The organism is Aestuariispira ectoiniformans, from assembly GCF_025136295.1.
Taxonomy (GTDB): Bacteria; Pseudomonadota; Alphaproteobacteria; order UBA8366; family Aestuariispiraceae; genus Aestuariispira_A; species Aestuariispira_A ectoiniformans.
Genome location: NZ_CP062788.1, coordinates 2967477 through 2986812 on the forward strand (window position 1 = coordinate 2967477; position 19336 = coordinate 2986812).

Sequence of the window (19336 nt, forward strand, 5' to 3'; positions counted from 1 at the left end):
CTCTAAAAAATCCGCGTCCCTGATCCTATCGCCTTTTATCTCTTTGGAAATCCCCTTTGGGTTTTGTGTCACGGCTTTTTAACAGTTAGACAAGAGAAACACACCTAACCCTCTATCAAACAAGGTAAATTTGGGGCATTCTTGGTAAGTTCATCTGAACTCACCAAGACTTTGATGACGAGGCCCCGGGAAAGACATGGTTTCCCCCAGACAAGTATTATCACTACGTCCCTTCACGCAGCACGCCGCCCGCTGGTGGTCCCGTGTCGGCATTCTCGTCGCCTCCGCGCTCATAATCCTGGCGGCGGCAACGCGCCTGTGGGACCCTCTCCCGGTTGAAACCCTGCGCCTCAAGACCTTTGATTTCTACAACCGCCTGCTGCCACGCCCGCGACTGGAAAATTCGCCAGTTGTCATTGTCAACATCGACGAGAAAAGCCTCGTTGAATTCGGACAATGGCCATGGCCCCGCACCCGCGTGGCAAGACTGCTGGCATCTTTGCGCGATGCAGGCGCCGCCGTCGCCGGTTTTGATATCGTGTTTGCCGAAGAAGATCGCACCTCGCCGGATGCAATCGCCAATTCGCTACCGGGCCTGAACGCCCCGGTCAGGGAGAGCCTGCTTTCCCTGCCCAGCAATGACGAACGTCTGGCCCGCATCATGAAAACCTTTCGGACCGTATTGGGACAGGCCGCAGGGAAAGACGACACGGGAGACCTCCCCGATGATGCCGCCTCGGCGACTTCGGTCAAAGGAATACGAACACTGGGGCCGGCCGGCAAAGAACCATCAGACTTTCTGTTCAGTCATCCAAGCCTGATCGGAAACATACCGGTCCTTGAAGAGAATGCATTGGGCCGGGGTATCTTTTCCGTCGCCGACGAGGTGGATGGCGTCGTGAGGCGCGTCCCGGTCATCACAGACGTCGCGGGTGTCCTCAAGCCCGCCTTGACGTTGGAGATGCTACGCGTCGCCTTTGCGGGCAACAGTATCTTCCTCACCATGGACCAAGCCGGTCTTGTCGATGTCGGCCTGCAAACCTCAAGGGGCGATTTCCGGGTGCCTGTTGACGAGAAAGGACGTGTCTGGGTCTATTTCTCGGAGCCGGACAATCTTTCTAAAGACAACAGCCACTTCTACATTTCCGCAGCCGACATCCTCAACAAAGAGGTGCCTCCCGAACGGCTGGCAGGAAAGCTTGTTCTTATAGGAACCAGTGCTGCAGGGCTTCTGGATATCCGGGCAACTCCGATTTCAGCCCGATTGCCGGGGGTCGAAGTACATGCAAACCTGCTCGAGACCATTCTGACGCAGAACTTCATCCAGTATCCGCCTGAAATACGCGTCCTTGAACTGGCCATGATCATAATCCAGGGCGCGATCATGATCCTGCTGATCCCACGCATCGGGCCTGTCTGGACCTTGGCCGGACTTCTTTTGCTGGGCGGAAGCCTGATCGGGACAAGCTGGTATCTATTTGAAGAATACAAAATACTCGTCGACGTTACCTATCCGGGTATCGTCGTCGCAATCCTTTTTGCGGTCCTGACTTTCACCAACTATGCACGCGATGCCGTGGAAAAGCGGCAGGTACGCAGTGCATTCAGCCAATATCTGTCCCCTGACGTGGTCGAACAGCTGGCAAAACACCCGGAACAGCTCAAACTAGGCGGAGAAACGCGCTATATGACGTCCCTGTTTTGCGACGTCCGTGGATTCACGACAATTTCAGAACAGTTCAAGCAAGATCCGCAAGGCCTCACCAGCTTACTGAACCAGCTATTAACGCCTTTGACTGAAGCTATCCTTCGCAGGAATGGGACAATCGACAAATATATGGGCGATTGCGTCATGGCATTCTGGAACGCACCGCTTCTCGACCCGGACCAGGAAGCACATGCCTGTCAGGCGGCACTGGAAATGCTGCGTCAGTTAGACCAGGTGAATGAAACCCGTAGCGACGCCGAACCTCTGAAAATCGGGATCGGCATCAACAGCGGAGAATGCGTCGTCGGCAACATGGGGTCGGACCAACGCTTTGACTATTCCGTCATTGGCGACGCGGTGAACCTCGCCTCCCGGTTGGAAGGACAATCCAAAACCTATGGTGTGGATATTATCGTCGGCCCCGATACGGCCGCCGCCGTCACAGACAAATTCGCCCTTGCCGAACTCGACATGATTGCCGTCAAAGGCAAATCGGAGGCAGTAAAAATTTATGCACTTATTGGAAACTTCAATTCAATAACTCATGAACATTTCCAGGAGTTTACCAAAGAACACTCAGAGTTTCTCTCAGCCTACAGAGGGCAGAACTGGGCCTCGGCAAAAGAACATCTGCAAAATTGCCGACAACATCTTTCAGGACGTCTGGATGCCTATTATGACCTTATGGCTCAACGCATCAGCCTTTTTGAAACGACGCCACCGCCCTCCGACTGGAACGGTGTTTTCGAGGCAACCAGCAAATAGCAGGTCCGATTGACGCTAGGCGTTCTGCAGCAATTCTTCAAAGTCGGTCAGCATCCCTTGAACCTGTTCGTCAAAAATCTGATAGAAGTACGTCAGGAAGGCCTGTCGTTTATCCTGCGGTAGCCTGCGAAGATAAAAATAGCCGAACTGGACCATCAGCAGCACAGTGCCACTGTTCAACGCCTGTGCGGCGGCCTGATAGACATCGTCTTTTTCGTCCAGAACATCGCGTAAATCATTGTAAAAGGAAAAGAAATCGCCTTTCCTGATCTTTTGGAAGTTGTCATGCCACCTCTCCACCGCCTGACGATAGTGACTTACCGTTTCAGGAATTGGATAGTCACCAGCCCGATAATTCGTCAGCGCCTCATGCATTTCTGCGACGAGGGAAACGACTGACGAATCACTATCAGCCAACCGCACAAGGGTCGGCTGCAAGGGAATTGCACCCTCAATTTTTGCGCCGTCGCTGCAGTTGAAGAAGCGTGTTGCGGGATTCTGTGCAATCAGATTATGGAAGAATATCCGCGTGAACATGAACAAGGCATTGCTATAGACCTTTTCGCGGAAATTACCCGGAACCTCCTGGTCCATCGGCAACATTCCCAACCCGCTTTGCCAGAAAGAATCCTTCGATCGCAGATAGGTGGAATCGACGGAATGATGCTTTTCCTTGGTGATTGCCCCAAGATCCACCCCGAACAGATATATCCGCCCTGCCCTCATGCCCATGGCAATCCGGCAGGCAAAATTCGCAACGGTCGCACCGGTATCCAGTGCCTTATGTTTACCGCAGAACAAAAGCGACGACGTCAACGACTGCCTGAACACAAAAGAAACATGGTCAAATTCCGCCGGAATACGCGGGTCCACGGTCGGCGAGGCAATCAGGTGAATTCCGGAAAAGTCATGCCCGCCTTCCTTGTGGGATTGCACCGCTTTGTAAACAATCGGCAGGTTTTCCGTCTCACAATGGATATGCGGCTTGATCCCCGCACGCAAAAGCACGCCGAGTCCCGTCCCCGCGCTCATGATCACGGCGTTGTCCTGATTGGCTTTTATAGCCTCAAGGGACTGGTCCACCGACGGCCCGCTTCCAACGATAAAGAAGGTTTTTCCACTTAGCGGACTGTCGCTATCCAGATCATCAAATATGGAGAAGTCATGCTGCGCAAGATTTGCCCGCGCATGGCGGAACATCACACATTCGTCGTCGAAGAACCCTTCCGACATGGCAAGACTGGGCAACATATCCCGAAACAGGTCATGCGCCTTGTCCAGAACCGGGCTGCGGTAATGCTGGAAACCGTATGAGCCATCTATCAGGCCAAATTGCCGCCCCCGCAACGCCTTAAAGGCCGCATTCGCCAGAGTGACCGGGTCCCCGTCCACAATGAAATGAATGGCCCCGTTACGACGGTCCAGCGCCTCGAATATCGGTGTCCAATCCTGCACCGTCATGCTGAGCGCCAGGAACTCCCAGAATTGTTCCACCACGATCAGGTCACGGAAATCCAGCGCCTCGATCAGCCTTGGCAGATGAAGTCCCATCCCCACGCCAAAGCTCAGCAAATAGCCTGCGTCCAGGTCCTCCAGGCTGTTCGCCTGTTCATTGTCTGTCGCCCCAAATTTTTCAAAGACCTTTTGGTATAGCTCTTCTTCACGATTGAGGTAGACGCTGCCGAACATGGGTGGCTGAACATAGAACCTCGACGGTTTCCCCAGGTATTGCGCAACCTGATGATCGCTATAGGCGGCGGCACTGCCCTGATAGAACAGGCTGTGACCGAGATTGATATTCAGATCCTCTCCCGCCCCATGCAGCAGCCCGTCCGGCAGTTCTACGCCCTGCAGATGGTCAGCAATTCGATTGTGACCAAAGCGGCGCAGTTGGGACAGATTGCTTGAAAAATGATCTTTGGAGGGCACAGGTTTCGGCTCCTTACCTCGAGATGTGAGGCGGTATTGTAGGCTTAATACTGCTCATATCCTGCCTCTGGCAGCCCATAAAATCAATATTTCTCAGCCTGTTACAAAATCATGAAAAAAGAATATTGACTCAGAACCCATGCCGTTTTCATACTTGTATATACAAGTTGCAATTTGGGAGAATGTGCCGTGAAAAATATGACAAGCAAATTGGCCGCCTTGGCCATACTGGGAGCCGTAACCGCCACGCCCGCCTGGGCCGACAGCGTCAAAATTGGCATGAACGTGCCGCAAACCGGATTCGCCGCCGCAGACGGAAACTCTGCCCTGATCGGCGCGCAATTGGCTGTGGAACAGGCCAACGCACAGGGTGGTATCAATGGCAAGCAAGTGGAACTGGTTGTCTACGACGATCAGGCTTCCCCGAAAGAAGCAGTGCCGATTGCCAACAAGCTGATCGAAAAGGACGGGGTTGTTGCAGCAGTTTCCGGAAGCTATTCCGGTGCGACGCGCGCCGCAGCCGGTATTTTCCAGGCCGCTGGCGTCCCCTACATTTCCGCTTATGCAATTCACCCCGACATTACCCGCTCCGGCGACTATGTCTTCCGAACTTCCTTCATGGGCGAGGTCCAGGGACATGCCGGTGCCAAGCTGATCGGCGACACGCTGGGCAAAAAGCGTGTTGTCCTGATCACGCTGAAAAATGACTTCGGCAAATCCCTGGCCGCCGGTTTCAAGGAAAAGGCCGCGGATTTCGGAATCGAAATCGTCAACGAATACGAATATTCCATCAAGGACCGTCAGTTCGGCCCGATCGTCAGCCGGGTGCGCGCTGACAACCCGGACGCCATCTATGCCTCGGGTTATTTCTTCACCGCCGGTCCGTTGGTCTCGCAGCTGCGTGCCGCAGGTGTCGAAGCGCCGGTTATCGGTCAGGAAGGCTACGACTCGCAGAAGTTCATTGAAATCGCAAAAGATGCTGCGGAAGGCGTGATCATCACCACCTCCCTCGATCGCGATTCCAAGTCCGAAGAAACAAAGTCCTTCATTCGCGAGTTCCAGAAAAAGGCTGGTTACGAAGCGGATATGGTGGGGGCTTCCGGCCATACTGCCGTCAAGGTCCTGATTGACGCCATGCGCCGTGCAGGTACGGACGACAAAGCTGCGATCCGCGATGCTATCGCCAGTGCAAAGGTAACTGCATCCACGGGCACCATCACCTTCAACAAACTGGGTGAAGTCCGCAAAGACGTGCAGGTTCAGATCGTGAAAGGTGGGCAGTGGCATCACCATTCCACAATCAGCGATGAAAAGCTGCTGGCTCCGCCGGCTGAATAATCAAGGCTTGAGGGGCCTGACATAACATCGGGTCCCTCCCTTCAGTTTCTTTTTTGGCGGGATGTTTCAAACCATCATGTTGTATCTTGAATTATTCACACAAGGGCTTGTACAGGGTAGCATTTATGCCCTGATCGCGGTGGGCCTGACACTGGTATACGGCCTGCTCCGTATCCTTCACGTCGCCCATGCCGGCCTCTTCACTTTGGGAGGATACCTCGGTGTCCTGATTACCAACCAGACGGGCAGTCTGGGCCTTGCACTGGTCGTGTCGATGATCGTCGTCGGCGTATTGGGCATGGCTATTTATCGCCTTTGCTATCAACCCATTCTTGATAAACCGCCTTATGTCGCACTGATTGCTTCCATTGGTCTTTTCATCGCCATGGAAGAAATCTACCGCATTGTCTTCGGTCCGTTCGGTATTTCCTACGAAAACCCGCCGCTGCAAGACAGCCTGCCGATTGCCGGTATGTATATCAAATCCGGTGAGGCCGTTACGGCGATTGGCGCTCTGGCGCTGATCGGTATCCTCGCCCTTTTGGCGACCAAGACACGATTCGGAACCGCCTGGCGCGCCACGGTCACCGATCCGGAAATGGCAGAAAGCTTCGGTATCAACCCGGTCAAAGTCCGCTATATGAACTTCTTCATCGGTTCCGCCCTGGCGGGTGCTGCCGGTGTCATGGTTGCACTGCTGAATAACCTGGTCGAGCCGACCATGGGGTCCGTCCCAAGTTACAAGGCGCTCGCGATTATCGTTTTGGGAGGCTTGGGAGACGTACGTGGCACACTGATTGCCGCCCTGGCATTGGGTGTCGTGGAGGCCTTCGGGACAATCTACCTGGGTGATTTTCTCGATCGTGACGCAATTGCCTTCGCCTTCCTTATCCTGGTTCTCATGATCCGGCCTCAGGGCCTGTTCGGGAGGGCATGACCATGTTTGAAATCGGTGCTTACGAACTGACCCTTATCACCACCATGGGCATTGCGGTCACCTTCGCACTCAGCCTGAACCTGATTACAGGCTTCTGCGGGCAGATCAGCCTGGGCCACGCCGCATTCTACGGCGTCGGGGCCTATACCTCCGCCATGTTGACAAAGGCTGGCATCCCCTTCCCCCTGGCAATCATCGGCGCAGCCGCGATGGCCAGCATCATTGGTGTCATCGTCGGCCTGGCCTCGCTGCGTGTCCGTCATGACTTCCTCGCTATCACGACAATGGGCGTCGGCTTCCTTTTCCTTGGAATAGTCCGAACCTGGGACTTCCTTGGTGCCGAAATGGGGATTGCAGGTATCCCCGGCAGCGGCCTGGACAAATCGGGCTATGCAATCCTCGTGATTGTCATTGCCGTCGTGGTCGCCCTGTTCAGCCTCTATGTCAAACGCTCCTGGATGGGTTATGTCTTCGACGCAATCGCCGACGATGAAGATACCGCCCGCGTTATCGGTATTGACGTTGCCCGTTACAAACTGGCCGCTTTTGCCATGGGAACCGCACTGGCGGGCGTCGCCGGTGCCCTCTACACCCATCAGGTACGCTTTATCGACCCGGCAAGTTTCAGCTTCGTCGAATCCATCACAGTGCTGTCCATGGTTGTCATTGGCGGCATCGGTTCAGTCTGGGGCGTTATTTTCGCCGCTGGGGTATTGAGTGTACTGCCACAGTGGTTCCAGTTCATTGATGACTTCAAGCTGCTTGTTTACGGCGCGCTCCTCTTCGCCGTCATGCGTTTCAGCCCCGGCGGCGTTGCCGGCATGGTCAAAGCCCTGCGCGGCGACAAAAAGAACACCAAGAAGGAGGCAGCCGCATGAGCACGCTCCTCTCCGTCAAGAACGTAACGGTCCGCTTTGGTGGCATCTGCGCCGTCGACAGCGTTTCCTTCGATGTGAACCAAGGTGAACTCCTTGGTTTCATCGGGCCAAACGGTGCGGGCAAGACGACGATGATGCGCACCATTACCGGTGTAGTCACCCCGGACGAAGGCAGCATCATGCTCCGCGATAAGGAGTTGATCGGCCTGAAAACCCACGAGCGGGTCCGGCTGGGCATGGGATTGTCCCAGCAGATCGTCAAACCGTTCCGCAATATGACCGTTCTGGACAATATTGCCCTGGCGGCGGGTGCGGCCAAAACGAAAGCGCCACTTTCCGCACTCTTCACCCGTCACAAGGACGAAGAACGCGAGAAAGCCCGCGCCCTGCTGCAAACCGTCGGGATTGCCGAGGCCGCGGATGCCGATCCGTCCAACCTGCCTTTGGGCTTTCTGAAACGCCTGGAGGTAGCTCGCGCCATGGCCCTTAAACCGGACCTCCTGTTACTGGACGAGCCGCTTGCCGGTCTCAACCATGCAGAGGCACAGAAACTTGCGGACACGATCCAGGCCATCAACAAAGGCGGAACGACAATCATTCTGATTGAACATAACCTGGGCGAAGTCATGCGGATTTGTAACCGGCTGGTTGTTCAGGACAACGGCCGGAAAATCGGCGATGGCGCACCTGAAGACGTAATGTCGGACCCCATCGTTCGTTCAGCCTATCTCGGTGAGGAGGTCGACCATGCTGCAGCTTAAGAATCTCACTTGCGGCTATGGCGCATTGCAGGCGGTGCACGGGCTTGATCTGGATATCCCCGAAGGATGTGTCTTCGCACTCCTGGGCCCAAACGGTGCAGGCAAATCATCGACGCTTATGTCCATTGCCGGTCACGTGGATGTGTTTTCCGGCCAGATCATCTTCGACGGCCAGGATATTACCGCCATGCCTGCCCGCGAACGGGTGCGCCAGGGCATCGCCATTGCGCCGGAAGGACGTCGTCTGTTCCCGGACCTGACGGTTATAGAAAACCTCACGGTCGGCGGCTACAGCCGCCCCGCGGCTCGGGAGAAGGCTAACCGGGAGATGGTCTTCGACCTGTTCCCACGCCTTGCAGAACGCCAGACCAGTCATGCTGGCGCCCTGTCCGGCGGAGAGCAGCAGATGCTGGCCATCGGCCGCGCCCTCATGACGGAACCCAAGTTTCTGATGATTGATGAGGTTTCCCTTGGGCTCATGCCAAAGGTCGTGGACATATGTTACAACGCTGTCAGCCATCTGCGTTCGAAAGGCATGACCATTCTGCTCGTTGAACAGAATACCAGTCGTGCCCTGGCCGTGGCGGACCGGGTCTGTGTCCTGGAGTCCGGCAGTCCCGTCTGGCAAGGCACGGCAGAAGACGCCCGGCAGGACAGCAGCCTGATCGACGCCTTTCTTGGACTTTCCAAGGAGGATGCGGCATGACTGAGACGCCAGCCATTCCCCGCTATAAAATGGTGCGTGACCATATCGTTCGGAATATCCGCTCCGGGCGCTGGAAAGCCGACAGCAAGATTCCTTCTGAAAATGAATTCGTGAAGGAATTGGGTGTCAGCCGCATGACGGTCAACCGCGCCTTGCGTGAACTGACGGCGGAAGGCGTTCTGCGCCGGGTGCAGGGCGTTGGCAGCTTTGTTGCCGGCCCCCAACCGCAGTCTGTCCTGCTGGAACTTCGCAACATTGCCGACGAAATCCGCTCACGCGGAAACAAGCACCACTCCGAATTGCTTCTTCTGGGCAAGGAAGAGGCCAGCGAGGAAGTTGCAGAGGATATGAATATCTCGCAGGGCGATGCGGTTTTTCATTCCATCCTCGTACATTACGAAAACGACATTCCGGTCCAGCTTGAAAATCGCTATGTCAACGCGACGATTGCTCCCGGTTATATGGATGTCGACCTGACCAAAGTTACGCCCAACGAGTATCTGGTCAAAACCGTTCCGGCCGATGAGGTCGAACATATCGTTGAAGCAACGCTTCCCAGTGAATTTACCCGGCGCCACCTTCAGATGGGCGAAAAAGAACCCTGTCTGTTGCTACACCGGCGCACGTGGTCTTCCGGCCAGGTGGTTTCCAAGGCCCGGCTCTCCCATCCGGGCAGCCGATACCGCCTGGGCGCATATTTTCAATCATCCCCCAACCGGCCAACCGGTGATTAATCAAAAGTAAGGACTATGGTGATGAGTACCAACACACGCCTGGACAATACACGTGAAATCCGTAGCCCCCACGGTTCCGAACTGACGTGCAAAAGCTGGCTGACCGAAGCGCCAATGCGCATGCTGATGAACAACCTCGACCCGGATGTCGCAGAGCACCCGCATGAGCTGGTGGTTTACGGTGGTATCGGCCGTGCGGCCCGCAACTGGGACTGCTATGACAAAATCGTTGCGACCCTCAAAGACCTGAACGATGACGAAACCCTGCTGGTTCAAAGCGGCAAGCCCGTCGGCGTTTTCCCGACTCACAAGGATGCACCGCGTGTTCTTATTGCCAACTCCAACCTGGTGCCGCATTGGGCAACCTGGGAACATTTCAACGAGTTGGATGCCAAGGGCCTGATGATGTACGGCCAGATGACGGCCGGTTCCTGGATTTATATCGGTAGTCAGGGCATCGTCCAGGGCACCTATGAAACCTTTGTGGAGATGGGCCGCCAGCATTACGGCGGGGACCTCAAAGGCAAATGGGTTCTGACGGCGGGCCTCGGCGGAATGGGCGGCGCTCAACCTCTGGCGTCGACCATGGCCGGTGCAAGCATGCTCGCCATCGAATGCCAGCCGAGCCGCATCGACTTCCGCCTGCGTACCGGTTACCTGGACAAGAAGGCGAATACGCTGGACGAAGCGATGGCCATGATCAATGAAGCCGTTGCCAAAGGCGAAGCCGTTTCAGTCGGCTTGCTGGGGAACGCGGCTGAAATTCTGCCGGAAATGGTAAAGCGTGGAATCAAACCGGATGCGGTAACCGACCAGACATCCGCCCATGACCCGGTCAATGGCTATCTTCCTGCCGGATGGACGCTGGACAAATGGACGGACCTGCGTGAGCGCGACCCGGAAACGGTCGCCCGTGAAGCCAAGAAGTCCATGGCGGTTCATGTTCAAGCCATGCTGGATTTCCAACAGATGGGCATCCCGACTTTCGACTATGGCAACAACATCCGTCAGATGGCCCTGGAAGAAGGCGTGCAGAACGCATTCGATTTCCCCGGATTTGTTCCTGCCTACATCCGCCCCCTCTTCTGCCGTGGTGTTGGCCCCTTCCGCTGGGCGGCACTCAGTGGTGACCCGGAAGACATCTACAAGACCGACCAGAAGGTCAAAGAGCTGATCCCGGACGATCCGCATCTGCATAACTGGCTGGACATGGCCCGCGACCGCATCCACTTCCAGGGCCTGCCCGCCCGGATTTGCTGGGTCGGTCTGGGACAGCGTCATCGCCTGGGCCTCGCCTTTAACGAGATGGTCAAAAATGGTGAATTGAAAGCCCCGGTTGTCATCGGTCGCGATCACCTGGACAGCGGCTCTGTCGCCAGTCCGAACCGCGAAACGGAATCCATGATGGATGGCTCGGATGCCGTATCCGACTGGCCGTTGCTGAATGCCCTGCTGAACACTGCCGGTGGTGCAACCTGGGTCAGTCTGCATCACGGCGGTGGCGTCGGGATGGGCTTCTCCCAGCATTCCGGCGTGGTGATTGTCTGCGACGGCAGCGACGATGCCGCCAAACGCGTCGGTCGTGTCCTGTGGAATGACCCGGGAACAGGCGTCATGCGTCACGCCGATGCCGGTTACGAAATCGCCAAGGAATGCGCCAAGGAACAGGGCCTGAAACTGCCCATGCTGGAGGACTGATCCATGTCCAGGAAGATTGTTATTCGCGCTGGGGAGCTGACGCTCCCCGACCTGCGCGCCATCTACAAAGGTGCGAAATTCACGCTTGATGGCGGGTCCCGTGCGCAGGTGGATGCCTCGACCCAGACCGTGAACAATATCATTGCCGCCGACGAGACCGTTTACGGTATCAATACAGGCTTTGGCCGTCTGGCCCGCACAAGCATCCCGGCGGAACGTCTGAAGGACCTTCAGCGCAATCTGGTGATGTCCCATGCAACGGGAACCGGCGAGTTGCTGTCCGACGATACGGTCCGCCTTATCATGGCGCTCAAGGTCAATGCACTGGCCCGCGGCCATTCCGGCATTCGCTGGGAAGTCCTGCAGGCCATGGAGAAGCTGATCGACGGTGACGTCTATCCCTGCATTCCGTCGAAAGGCTCTGTTGGCGCGTCGGGCGACCTTGCTCCCCTCGCCCATATGTCTACGGCCCTGATCGGTGTTGGTAACGTTCGTCACAACGGTACCGTTATGCCTGCCGAAGAAGGGCTGGCCAAGGTCGGGCTGAAGCCAATTGACCTGGGACCGAAGGAAGGGCTGGCCCTGCTCAACGGAACACAGGTCAGCACGGCACTGGCACTGGCGGGCCTGTTCGAGGGAGAAGACGTCTTCTCCGCCGCCATGGTGGCCGGCGCCCTGTCCGTCGATGCGGCGAAAGGGTCCGATGTGCCCTTTGATCCGCGTATTCAACTGGTCCGCGGCCATCGCGGCCAGATTGATGTTGCGTCTGTCTACAAGACACTGCTGAACGGTAGTGGTATCCGCACCAGCCATCTGGGCTGCGACCGGGTTCAGGACCCCTATTCCCTGCGCTGCCAGCCACAGGTCATGGGGGCCGCCCTGGATCACCTTCGTTTCACGGCCCGGACCTTCGCAACAGAAGCCAACGCCGTATCGGACAACCCGCTTGTATTTACCGAAGAAGGCGATGTGATCTCCGGTGGTAATTTTCATGCCGAACCGGTTGCCATGTCTGCCGACGTTCTGGCTATTGCCTTGTCTGAGGTCGGCAGCATCTCCGAACGTCGGATCGCCTTGTTGATGGACCCAGCCCTGAGTGGCCTGCCTGCCTTCCTGGTGGAAGACGGTGGCGTCAACTCCGGTTTCATGATTGCCCAGGTAACCGCAGCGGCGCTGGCGAGCGAGAACAAGACGCTAGCCCATCCGGCCAGCATCGATTCCCTGCCTACATCAGCAAACCAGGAAGATCATGTTTCCATGGCGACCTTTGCCGCACGGCGACTGGGTGACATCGCAGATAATGTCCGCGGCGTTATCGCCGTGGAACTGCTCTGCGCCGCACAAGGCGTAGACTTCCACAAACCGCTTAAAACGTCACCCAGTCTTAATGAGGCTATGATTGCAATTCGCAAAGTTGCCCCCCATTACGACAAGGACCGCTATTTCCATCCGGATATCGAAGCGGTGAAGGCTCTGATCCGGGAAGAAACCTTCCTGAAACTGATGCCAGACGGGTTGCTGCCCAGCGTCAGTTAAAGCCTTATTGGCGATTTTGGCCTTAAAACAAGCGTCACAGAGAAAGTGGCGCTTGTTTTTTTTGGTATTCATCGACCTAAATGGTTATGCAAAACAAGAAAATATAAGGCAGTTCGCCAATGACAACGCAGCGCGGCACATTATTTCTGGTGGTCGGCCCTTCAGGCGCCGGTAAAGACAGCCTGATTCAGGCCGCCAAGGCCCGTCTGGCAAACGACAGCCGTTTTGTCTTTCCGCCACGCATCATTACCCGCGCCAGCCCCTTACCTGGTGAAGACTACATTCATAGCCCCCAGGACGGGTTCCAGATGGCGGAAGAAGGCAATGCTTTCATGCTGCACTGGCATACCTACGGTCACGCCTATGGTATCCCCGGCTACGTCAGCCAGTATCTGGACCAGGGCCGACATGTCATTGTGAACAGTTCCCGGGATTGCATCACTGACGCGATTGCACGGTTTTCCCCCGTCATCGTGTTCGATATTCACGTGGCCATGCCCACGGCCTTCCAACGATTGAAAGAACGCGGCCGGGAAGACGAGGAAGAAATCGCCAAACGTTTGAAACGTTATGACCACCCGATACCAGACCATGCCACGCTGGTAACAATTGACAACAACGGTCCGTTTGAAGCCTCGGTGCAGGCGATCGTCTCCAGGCTGCTGGCTGTGGCTGGCGACTGACTTTCACCACTGCATCAACCCGCCAGGCGATAGCTTTCCCTTGATCCCATACGATACAGGGACTAGATAAGGCCGGTTCTTGAGAAATGGAGTAAACCTGTGACCCAGTCTGCGCAGGCGGCAGCCAAGCGCCGCACTTTTGCAATTATCTCCCACCCGGATGCCGGTAAAACAACGCTTACAGAAAAGCTGTTGTTGATGGGGGGTGCCATTCACCTGGCCGGTGAGGTCAAGGCGAAGGGTGAACGCCGTCGCGCACGTTCGGACTGGATGAAGATCGAACAACAGCGTGGCATCTCCGTTACAACATCCGTCATGACCTTCGAATATGACGGGGTCACCTTTAACCTTCTCGATACGCCGGGCCACGAAGACTTCTCCGAAGACACCTTCCGCACCCTGACCGCCGTCGACAGCGCCATCATGGTCATCGATGCCGCAAAAGGTATCGAGCCGCAGACCCGCAAACTGTTTGAAGTCTGCCGCCTGCGTGACATTCCGATCATCACTTTCATCAACAAGATGGACCGCGAAGCGAAAGATCCGTTCGAATTGATGGACGAAATCTCGGAAACGCTGGCTCTGGACTGTGCACCGATGGTCTGGCCCGTCGGCATGGGCCGTGAGTTCAAAGGCGTTTACGATCTGGCCAACAAACAGATGTTGAAAATCGTCGACGGCGGTGAGGAAATCATCGACACCTCTGGTCCCGACGACGACAAGCTTGGCGAGATCATTCCCGAAGAATTGCTTCTGACCTTGCAGGAAGAAGCCGAGCTTGCTTCCGAGGCCTGCCCCTCTTTCGACAAGGAAAGCTATCTGGAAGGTCACCTGACGCCGGTGTTCTTTGGCAGCGCCTTGAGGAATTTCGGTGTGCGGCCGTTGCTGGACTGCGTCGGCCAGCGAGCACCTTCTCCCCGCCCACAGCCAAGTGACGCGCGGATCATTGAACCGGGCGAAGATAAAGTCACCGGCTTTGTCTTCAAGGTGCAGGCCAATATGGATCCCAATCACCGCGACCGTATTGCCTTCATGCGCCTCTGTTCGGGCAAGTTCAAACGCGGCATGAAACTCAAGCATGTGCGCAGCGGCAAACCGATCGCCATTTACAACCCGATCATGTTCTTTGCGCAAAGCCGCGAATTGGCGGAAGAAGCCTGGCCCGGCGATATCATCGGCGTGCCTAACCATGGGACATTACGCGTCGGCGATACGTTGAGCGAAACAGAAAACGTCCGCTTCACCGGCATTCCAAACTTCGCACCGGAAATTCTGCGCCGTGTTCGCCTCGATGACCCGATGAAAGCCAAACACCTTCGCAAGGCCCTGGAAAGCCTCGCCGAGGAAGGTGTGACGCAGGTCTTCAAACCGCAGCTTGGCGCCAACTGGATTGTCGGCGTCGTCGGCCAGCTTCAGTTGGACGTCCTGACCACGCGCATCGAACAGGAATACGGTATCAAGGTCGGCCTGGAAACAGCACCTTATGAAACCGCGCGTTGGATTTCTGCAGATGACACAAAGCAGATCGAAAAATTTATGGATTCCAATCGGTCTGCCATGGGTGAAGACCGCGACGGTGCCCCCGTCTTCCTGGCCAGAAACATGTGGGAGTTGAATCACCAGGTCCAAAACTGGCCGGATATTCACTTCGACAAGACACGCGAGCGCGCCTAGAAAGCGACAAAATACCGCTGGAATGCTGCATTTCAAAGTGAAAACAGGATACCAACTCCCGCCTCATCAGGCGGGAGTTTTTTTATATGATTCCGGCTTTCATCCAGCATGGTTAAAAGCCCCTTAAAATTCCCATTTCCACCATATTAAAACTAATATACCGAACAACCTAATCAATTGAACTTACTACCACTTCTTGCGAAACGGTGATTTACGGTTGACACTGCAACCACCTCATGATGATTCTTTACACCTAAATTACACGGGAGGGACCGTGGAGTGTCGCGCAACCCTCACCTGGACAAAACGCAACGAAAACAAAATCGTGAGCACATAGTTTCACTTTTCGAGGGAGAATACAGTGAAAACAAAACTGCTTTCCGCCGTCGCTGGCATTGGTATTGCCATGGCGGTAACCGCCGGTGCACAAGCAAAGACCCTGGTCTATTGCTCAGAGGGTAGCCCGGAAGGCTTCAACCCGTCCCTGTTCACGGCAGGTACGACCTTTGATGCCTCTTCTCGCCAGATTTACAACAAGTTGGTGGAATTCAAGCGCGGCACGACCGAAATTCGTCCGGCGCTGGCTGAATCCTGGAACATCAGCAACGATGGCCTGGAATACACCTTCCACCTGCGCAAAGGTGTGAAATGGCAGACCACGGACTTCTTTACGCCGTCGCGTGAATTCAACGCTGACGACGTGGTCTTCAGCTTCAAGCGCCAGTGGGATCCGGAAAACCCGTATCACAAGGTTTCCGGCGGCTCCTATGAGTATTTTGAATCGATGTCCATGCCGACGTTGATCAAGGACATTGTCAAAGTTGACGATTACACGGTGAAGTTCATTCTCACCGAGCCGCAGGCGCCGATGATTGCCAACCTGGCAATGGATTTCGCCTCCATCATGTCCAAGGAATATGCGGACAAGATGTTGGAAGCCGGCACGCCTGAACAGCTTGACAACAAGCCGGTTGGCACGGGTCCGTTCACCTTCGTCAACTATCAGAAAGACGCGCAGATTCGCTACAAGGCGAACCCGGATTACTGGGAAGGCAAGGCACCGATCGATCGCCTGATCTTCTCCATCACCCCCGACGCTTCCGTTCGCTATCAGAAGCTGAAGGCCGGTGAATGTCACGTTATGCCTTATCCGAACCCGGCAGACATCCAGGCGATGAAAGCCGATCCAGACATCAACCTGATGGAAAAAGAAGGCCTTAACGTTGGCTATCTCGCTTACAACAGCCTGAAAGCACCGTTCGATAACCCGAAGGTCCGTAAGGCCCTGAACATGGCGATCAACAAGAAAGCCATCATCGACGCAGTCTTCCAGGGCGCTGGTAAAGTTGCAAAGAACCCGATTCCGCCGACAATCTGGTCCTACAACAACGCCACAAAAGACGACCCGTATGATCCGGATGCAGCCAAGAAAATGCTGGAAGAAGCTGGTGTAAGCGGCCTCTCCACCAAAATCTGGGCAATGCCGGTACAGCGTCCGTACAACCCGAACGCGCGTCGTATGGCCGAACTGATCCAGGCTGACTGGGCGAAAGTAGGCGTCAAAGCCGAAATCGTTTCCTACGAATGGGGTGAATACCTCAGCCGTTCCAAGGACAAAAACCGTGACGGCGCGGTCCTGTTGGGCTGGACCGGTGACAACGGCGACCCCGATAACTTCCTGGCAGTCCTGCTGGGTTGTGACGGCGTTGGTGGTTCCAACCGTGCACAGTGGTGCTACAAGCCTTTCGAAGACCTGATTCAGAAGGCTAAACAGGTTTCCGACCCTGCAGAGCGTACCAAGCTCTACGAACAGGCACAGCTTGTATTCAAAGAGCAGGCTCCGTGGGCAACCATTGCACACTCTGTCGTTTACGAACCGGTTCGCAACGAAGTCAAAGACTATCGGATCGACCCGTTCGGTGGCCATATCTTCTACGGGGTTGACCTGAAGTAAGATATAACGCCTTAAAAACACTATAAAAAACGGGGAAGGTTTCTGGCCTTCCCCGCTTTTGCTATATAAGCACGTAAAGTCAGGATCGTTATGATACGGTTTATCTTCACAAAGCTGGGGCTCCTCATCCCCACTTTCCTGGGGGTTACCATGATTGCATTCGGTTTCATTCGAATGCTACCCGGTGACCCTGTGGAACTTCTCGCCGGCGAACGCGGCGTATCCCCTGAACGACACGCCGAACTGATGTCTGCCCTGGGCTTCGACAAACCCATCTGGCAGCAGTATTTCGTCTTCCTAACAGACCTTCTTCACGGCGACTTCGGTGTCTCCTTCACCACGAAGCAGCCCGTTCTGGAAGAATTCCTCATTCGCTTCCCTGCCACTCTGGAGTTGGCGCTGTGTGCGATTATCTTCGCGACACTCCTGGGCTTGCCCGCTGGCATTATTGCTGCGGTCAAACGCGGCTCTGCCTTTGACCACACTTTGATGGGCATCTCCCTGGCCGGCTATTCAATGCCGATCTTCTGGTGGGGGCTTTTGCTCATCATTTTATTCTCCAACCCCGACATGCTGGGCTGGACGCCGGTTTCGGGCCGGATTTCCGCGCTATTCTGGGTTGAACCGACAACGGGTTTCATGCTGATCGACACATTGCTCAGCGATGAAAAAGGGTCCTTCCTCTCCGCCGCTAGCCACCTCATCTTGCCAACCATTGTTCTTGGCACGATTCCGATGGCGGTTATTGCGCGTCAGACCCGTTCCGCGATGCTTGAGGTTCTGGGCGAAGACTATGTCCGCACGGCCAAGGCCAAGGGTCTCTCGCCTGCGCGGATCATTGGTGTGCACGCCCTGCGTAATGCCCTGATCACCGTTATCACGGTCATCGGCCTTCAGGTTGGTGTGTTGCTGGCCGGTGCAATTTTGACAGAGACTATTTTCGCTTGGCCCGGAATTGGAAAATGGATGGTCGATTCCATTTCCCGCCGCGACTATTTCTCCGTCCAGGGCGGTCTTATCCTGATCGCGGCCATCGTCATGGTCGTCAACCTGATCGTTGACTTCATGTACGGCCTGATCAATCCGCGCATCATGCATACGAGGTAATTGGTATGAGCACAGTCGACGCTGGAACCAAGCAAGACCAGATCAGCCAACCCAAAAGTGTTTTGCGTCAGCAACTGCGTGAGTTCTGGTTCTATTTCTCGGAAAACAACGGCGCCGTTATCGGCCTGTTTTTCCTAATCTTCATTGTCCTGATGGCAGTCTTTGCGGACTTCGTCTCCCCGCACAGTCCGAGTGAGCAGTTTCGTGATTTCCTGCTCATCCCACCGGCATGGCAGGAAGGCGGCAACTGGTCCTTCATTCTGGGCACGGATGCTGTTGGCCGTGACGTCCTGTCCCGTGTCATCCATGGATCGCGGTATTCACTGTACACAGGTGTAATTGTCATCGCCGTAACCCTCACCGTGGGCATCTCCCTTGGTCTGACAGCCGGCTTCATTCGTGGCTGGTATGAAACCTTGGTAATGCGCCTTATGGACATCATCCTCTCGGTACCTAGCCTGCTGATGGCCTTGGTCCTGGTTGCCGTCCTCGGGCCGGGCCTTCGCAATGCGATGATCGCGATCTCCATCACTTACCTGCCCCACTACGTTCGTCTGGCCCGTGCGTCCGCCGTATCGGAAAGCGCCCGTGACTATGTCACCGCCAGCCGCGTTGCCGGTGCAGGCAAGCTGCGTTTGATGTTCATCACCATTCTGCCCAACTGTATGGCGCCGCTGATTGTGCAAGCCACGCTCAGCTTCTCAACCGCCATTCTCGATGCGGCCGCTCTGGGCTTCCTGGGCATGGGGGCACAGCCGCCGACACCGGAATGGGGCACCATGCTGGCAGCAGCGCGTGAATTCATCCTGAGCGCCTGGTGGGTCGTTACCTTCCCGGGCCTGGCTATTCTTCTCACCGTGCTGGCAATCAACCTGATGGGTGATGGCCTGCGCGATGCGCTCGACCCGAAAATGAAGAGGTCGTGATC

Annotated in this window: 15 protein-coding genes; 14 read left to right on the forward strand and 1 reads right to left on the reverse strand. The window is 55.7% G+C overall.

The features are described 5' to 3' along the window. The first annotated feature begins 196 nt into the window (after positions 1–196). Complete coding sequence (locus IF205_RS13930; RefSeq protein WP_259779965.1) at positions 197–2473, forward strand: CHASE2 domain-containing protein; 2277 nt, start codon at positions 197–199, stop codon at positions 2471–2473. A 15-nt stretch (positions 2474–2488) separates the two neighbouring features. On the opposite strand, the gene IF205_RS13935 is transcribed toward IF205_RS13930, so the two are convergent. After that, entirely contained in the window at positions 2489–4402 is a 1914-nt protein-coding gene (locus tag IF205_RS13935) for a motility associated factor glycosyltransferase family protein (protein ID WP_259779966.1), read from the reverse strand. Positions 4403–4600: 198 nt separating this feature from the next. On the opposite strand from IF205_RS13935, the gene IF205_RS13940 reads away from it, so the two are divergent. From IF205_RS13940 to IF205_RS14000, 13 genes are all read left to right on the forward strand, one after another. Beyond that, positions 4601–5740 (forward strand): ABC transporter substrate-binding protein, encoded by a 1140-nt coding sequence (locus IF205_RS13940; protein WP_259783288.1) that lies wholly within the window; start codon positions 4601–4603, stop codon positions 5738–5740. A 76-nt stretch (positions 5741–5816) separates the two neighbouring features. After that, positions 5817–6677 carry a branched-chain amino acid ABC transporter permease gene (locus tag IF205_RS13945; RefSeq protein ID WP_259779967.1) on the forward strand — a complete coding sequence of 287 codons (861 nt, stop codon included), beginning with the start codon at positions 5817–5819 and terminating at the stop codon, positions 6675–6677. After that, entirely contained in the window at positions 6674–7555 is an 882-nt protein-coding gene (locus IF205_RS13950) for a branched-chain amino acid ABC transporter permease (RefSeq protein ID WP_259779968.1), read from the forward strand. Before IF205_RS13945 ends, IF205_RS13950 begins: the two co-directional genes overlap by 4 nt. Next, positions 7552–8316, forward strand: coding sequence for an ABC transporter ATP-binding protein (locus IF205_RS13955; RefSeq protein ID WP_259779969.1), 765 nt, complete (start codon positions 7552–7554; stop codon positions 8314–8316). The genes IF205_RS13950 and IF205_RS13955 overlap by 4 nt, the downstream gene beginning before the upstream one ends. Continuing rightward, positions 8303–9022, forward strand: a complete 720-nt coding sequence (locus tag IF205_RS13960; RefSeq protein WP_259779970.1) for an ABC transporter ATP-binding protein — start codon at positions 8303–8305, stop codon at positions 9020–9022. The genes IF205_RS13955 and IF205_RS13960 overlap by 14 nt, the downstream gene beginning before the upstream one ends. After that, entirely contained in the window at positions 9019–9756 is a 738-nt protein-coding gene (gene hutC / locus IF205_RS13965) for a histidine utilization transcriptional repressor HutC (RefSeq protein WP_259779971.1), read from the forward strand. The genes IF205_RS13960 and hutC overlap by 4 nt, the downstream gene beginning before the upstream one ends. A 21-nt stretch (positions 9757–9777) precedes the next feature. After that, entirely contained in the window at positions 9778–11454 is a 1677-nt protein-coding gene (gene hutU / locus IF205_RS13970) for a urocanate hydratase (RefSeq protein WP_259779972.1), read from the forward strand. A gap of 3 nt (positions 11455–11457) precedes the next feature. Continuing rightward, positions 11458–12990: a histidine ammonia-lyase gene (gene hutH, locus IF205_RS13975; RefSeq protein WP_259779973.1), complete on the forward strand. Its 1533-nt coding sequence runs from the start codon at positions 11458–11460 to the stop codon at positions 12988–12990. A 119-nt stretch (positions 12991–13109) separates the two neighbouring features. Further along, positions 13110–13673 carry a phosphonate metabolism protein/1,5-bisphosphokinase (PRPP-forming) PhnN gene (phnN, locus tag IF205_RS13980; protein WP_259779974.1) on the forward strand — a complete coding sequence of 188 codons (564 nt, stop codon included), beginning with the start codon at positions 13110–13112 and terminating at the stop codon, positions 13671–13673. Between the two features lie 99 nt (positions 13674–13772). After that, on the forward strand, positions 13773–15347 hold the full coding sequence (locus IF205_RS13985) for a peptide chain release factor 3 (protein ID WP_259779975.1): 1575 nt from the start codon (positions 13773–13775) through the stop codon (positions 15345–15347). Between the two features lie 406 nt (positions 15348–15753). Then, on the forward strand, positions 15754–17301 hold the full coding sequence (locus tag IF205_RS13990; RefSeq protein ID WP_259783289.1) for an ABC transporter substrate-binding protein: 1548 nt from the start codon (positions 15754–15756) through the stop codon (positions 17299–17301). Between the two features lie 90 nt (positions 17302–17391). Next, positions 17392–18408, forward strand: a complete 1017-nt coding sequence (locus IF205_RS13995; protein WP_259779976.1) for an ABC transporter permease subunit — start codon at positions 17392–17394, stop codon at positions 18406–18408. Positions 18409–18413: 5 nt separating this feature from the next. Beyond that, the gene (locus IF205_RS14000) at positions 18414–19334 is read left to right on the forward strand and encodes an ABC transporter permease subunit (protein ID WP_259779977.1); all 921 of its coding nucleotides are present in this window, start codon (positions 18414–18416) and stop codon (positions 19332–19334) included. Positions 19335–19336 lie beyond the last annotated feature (2 nt).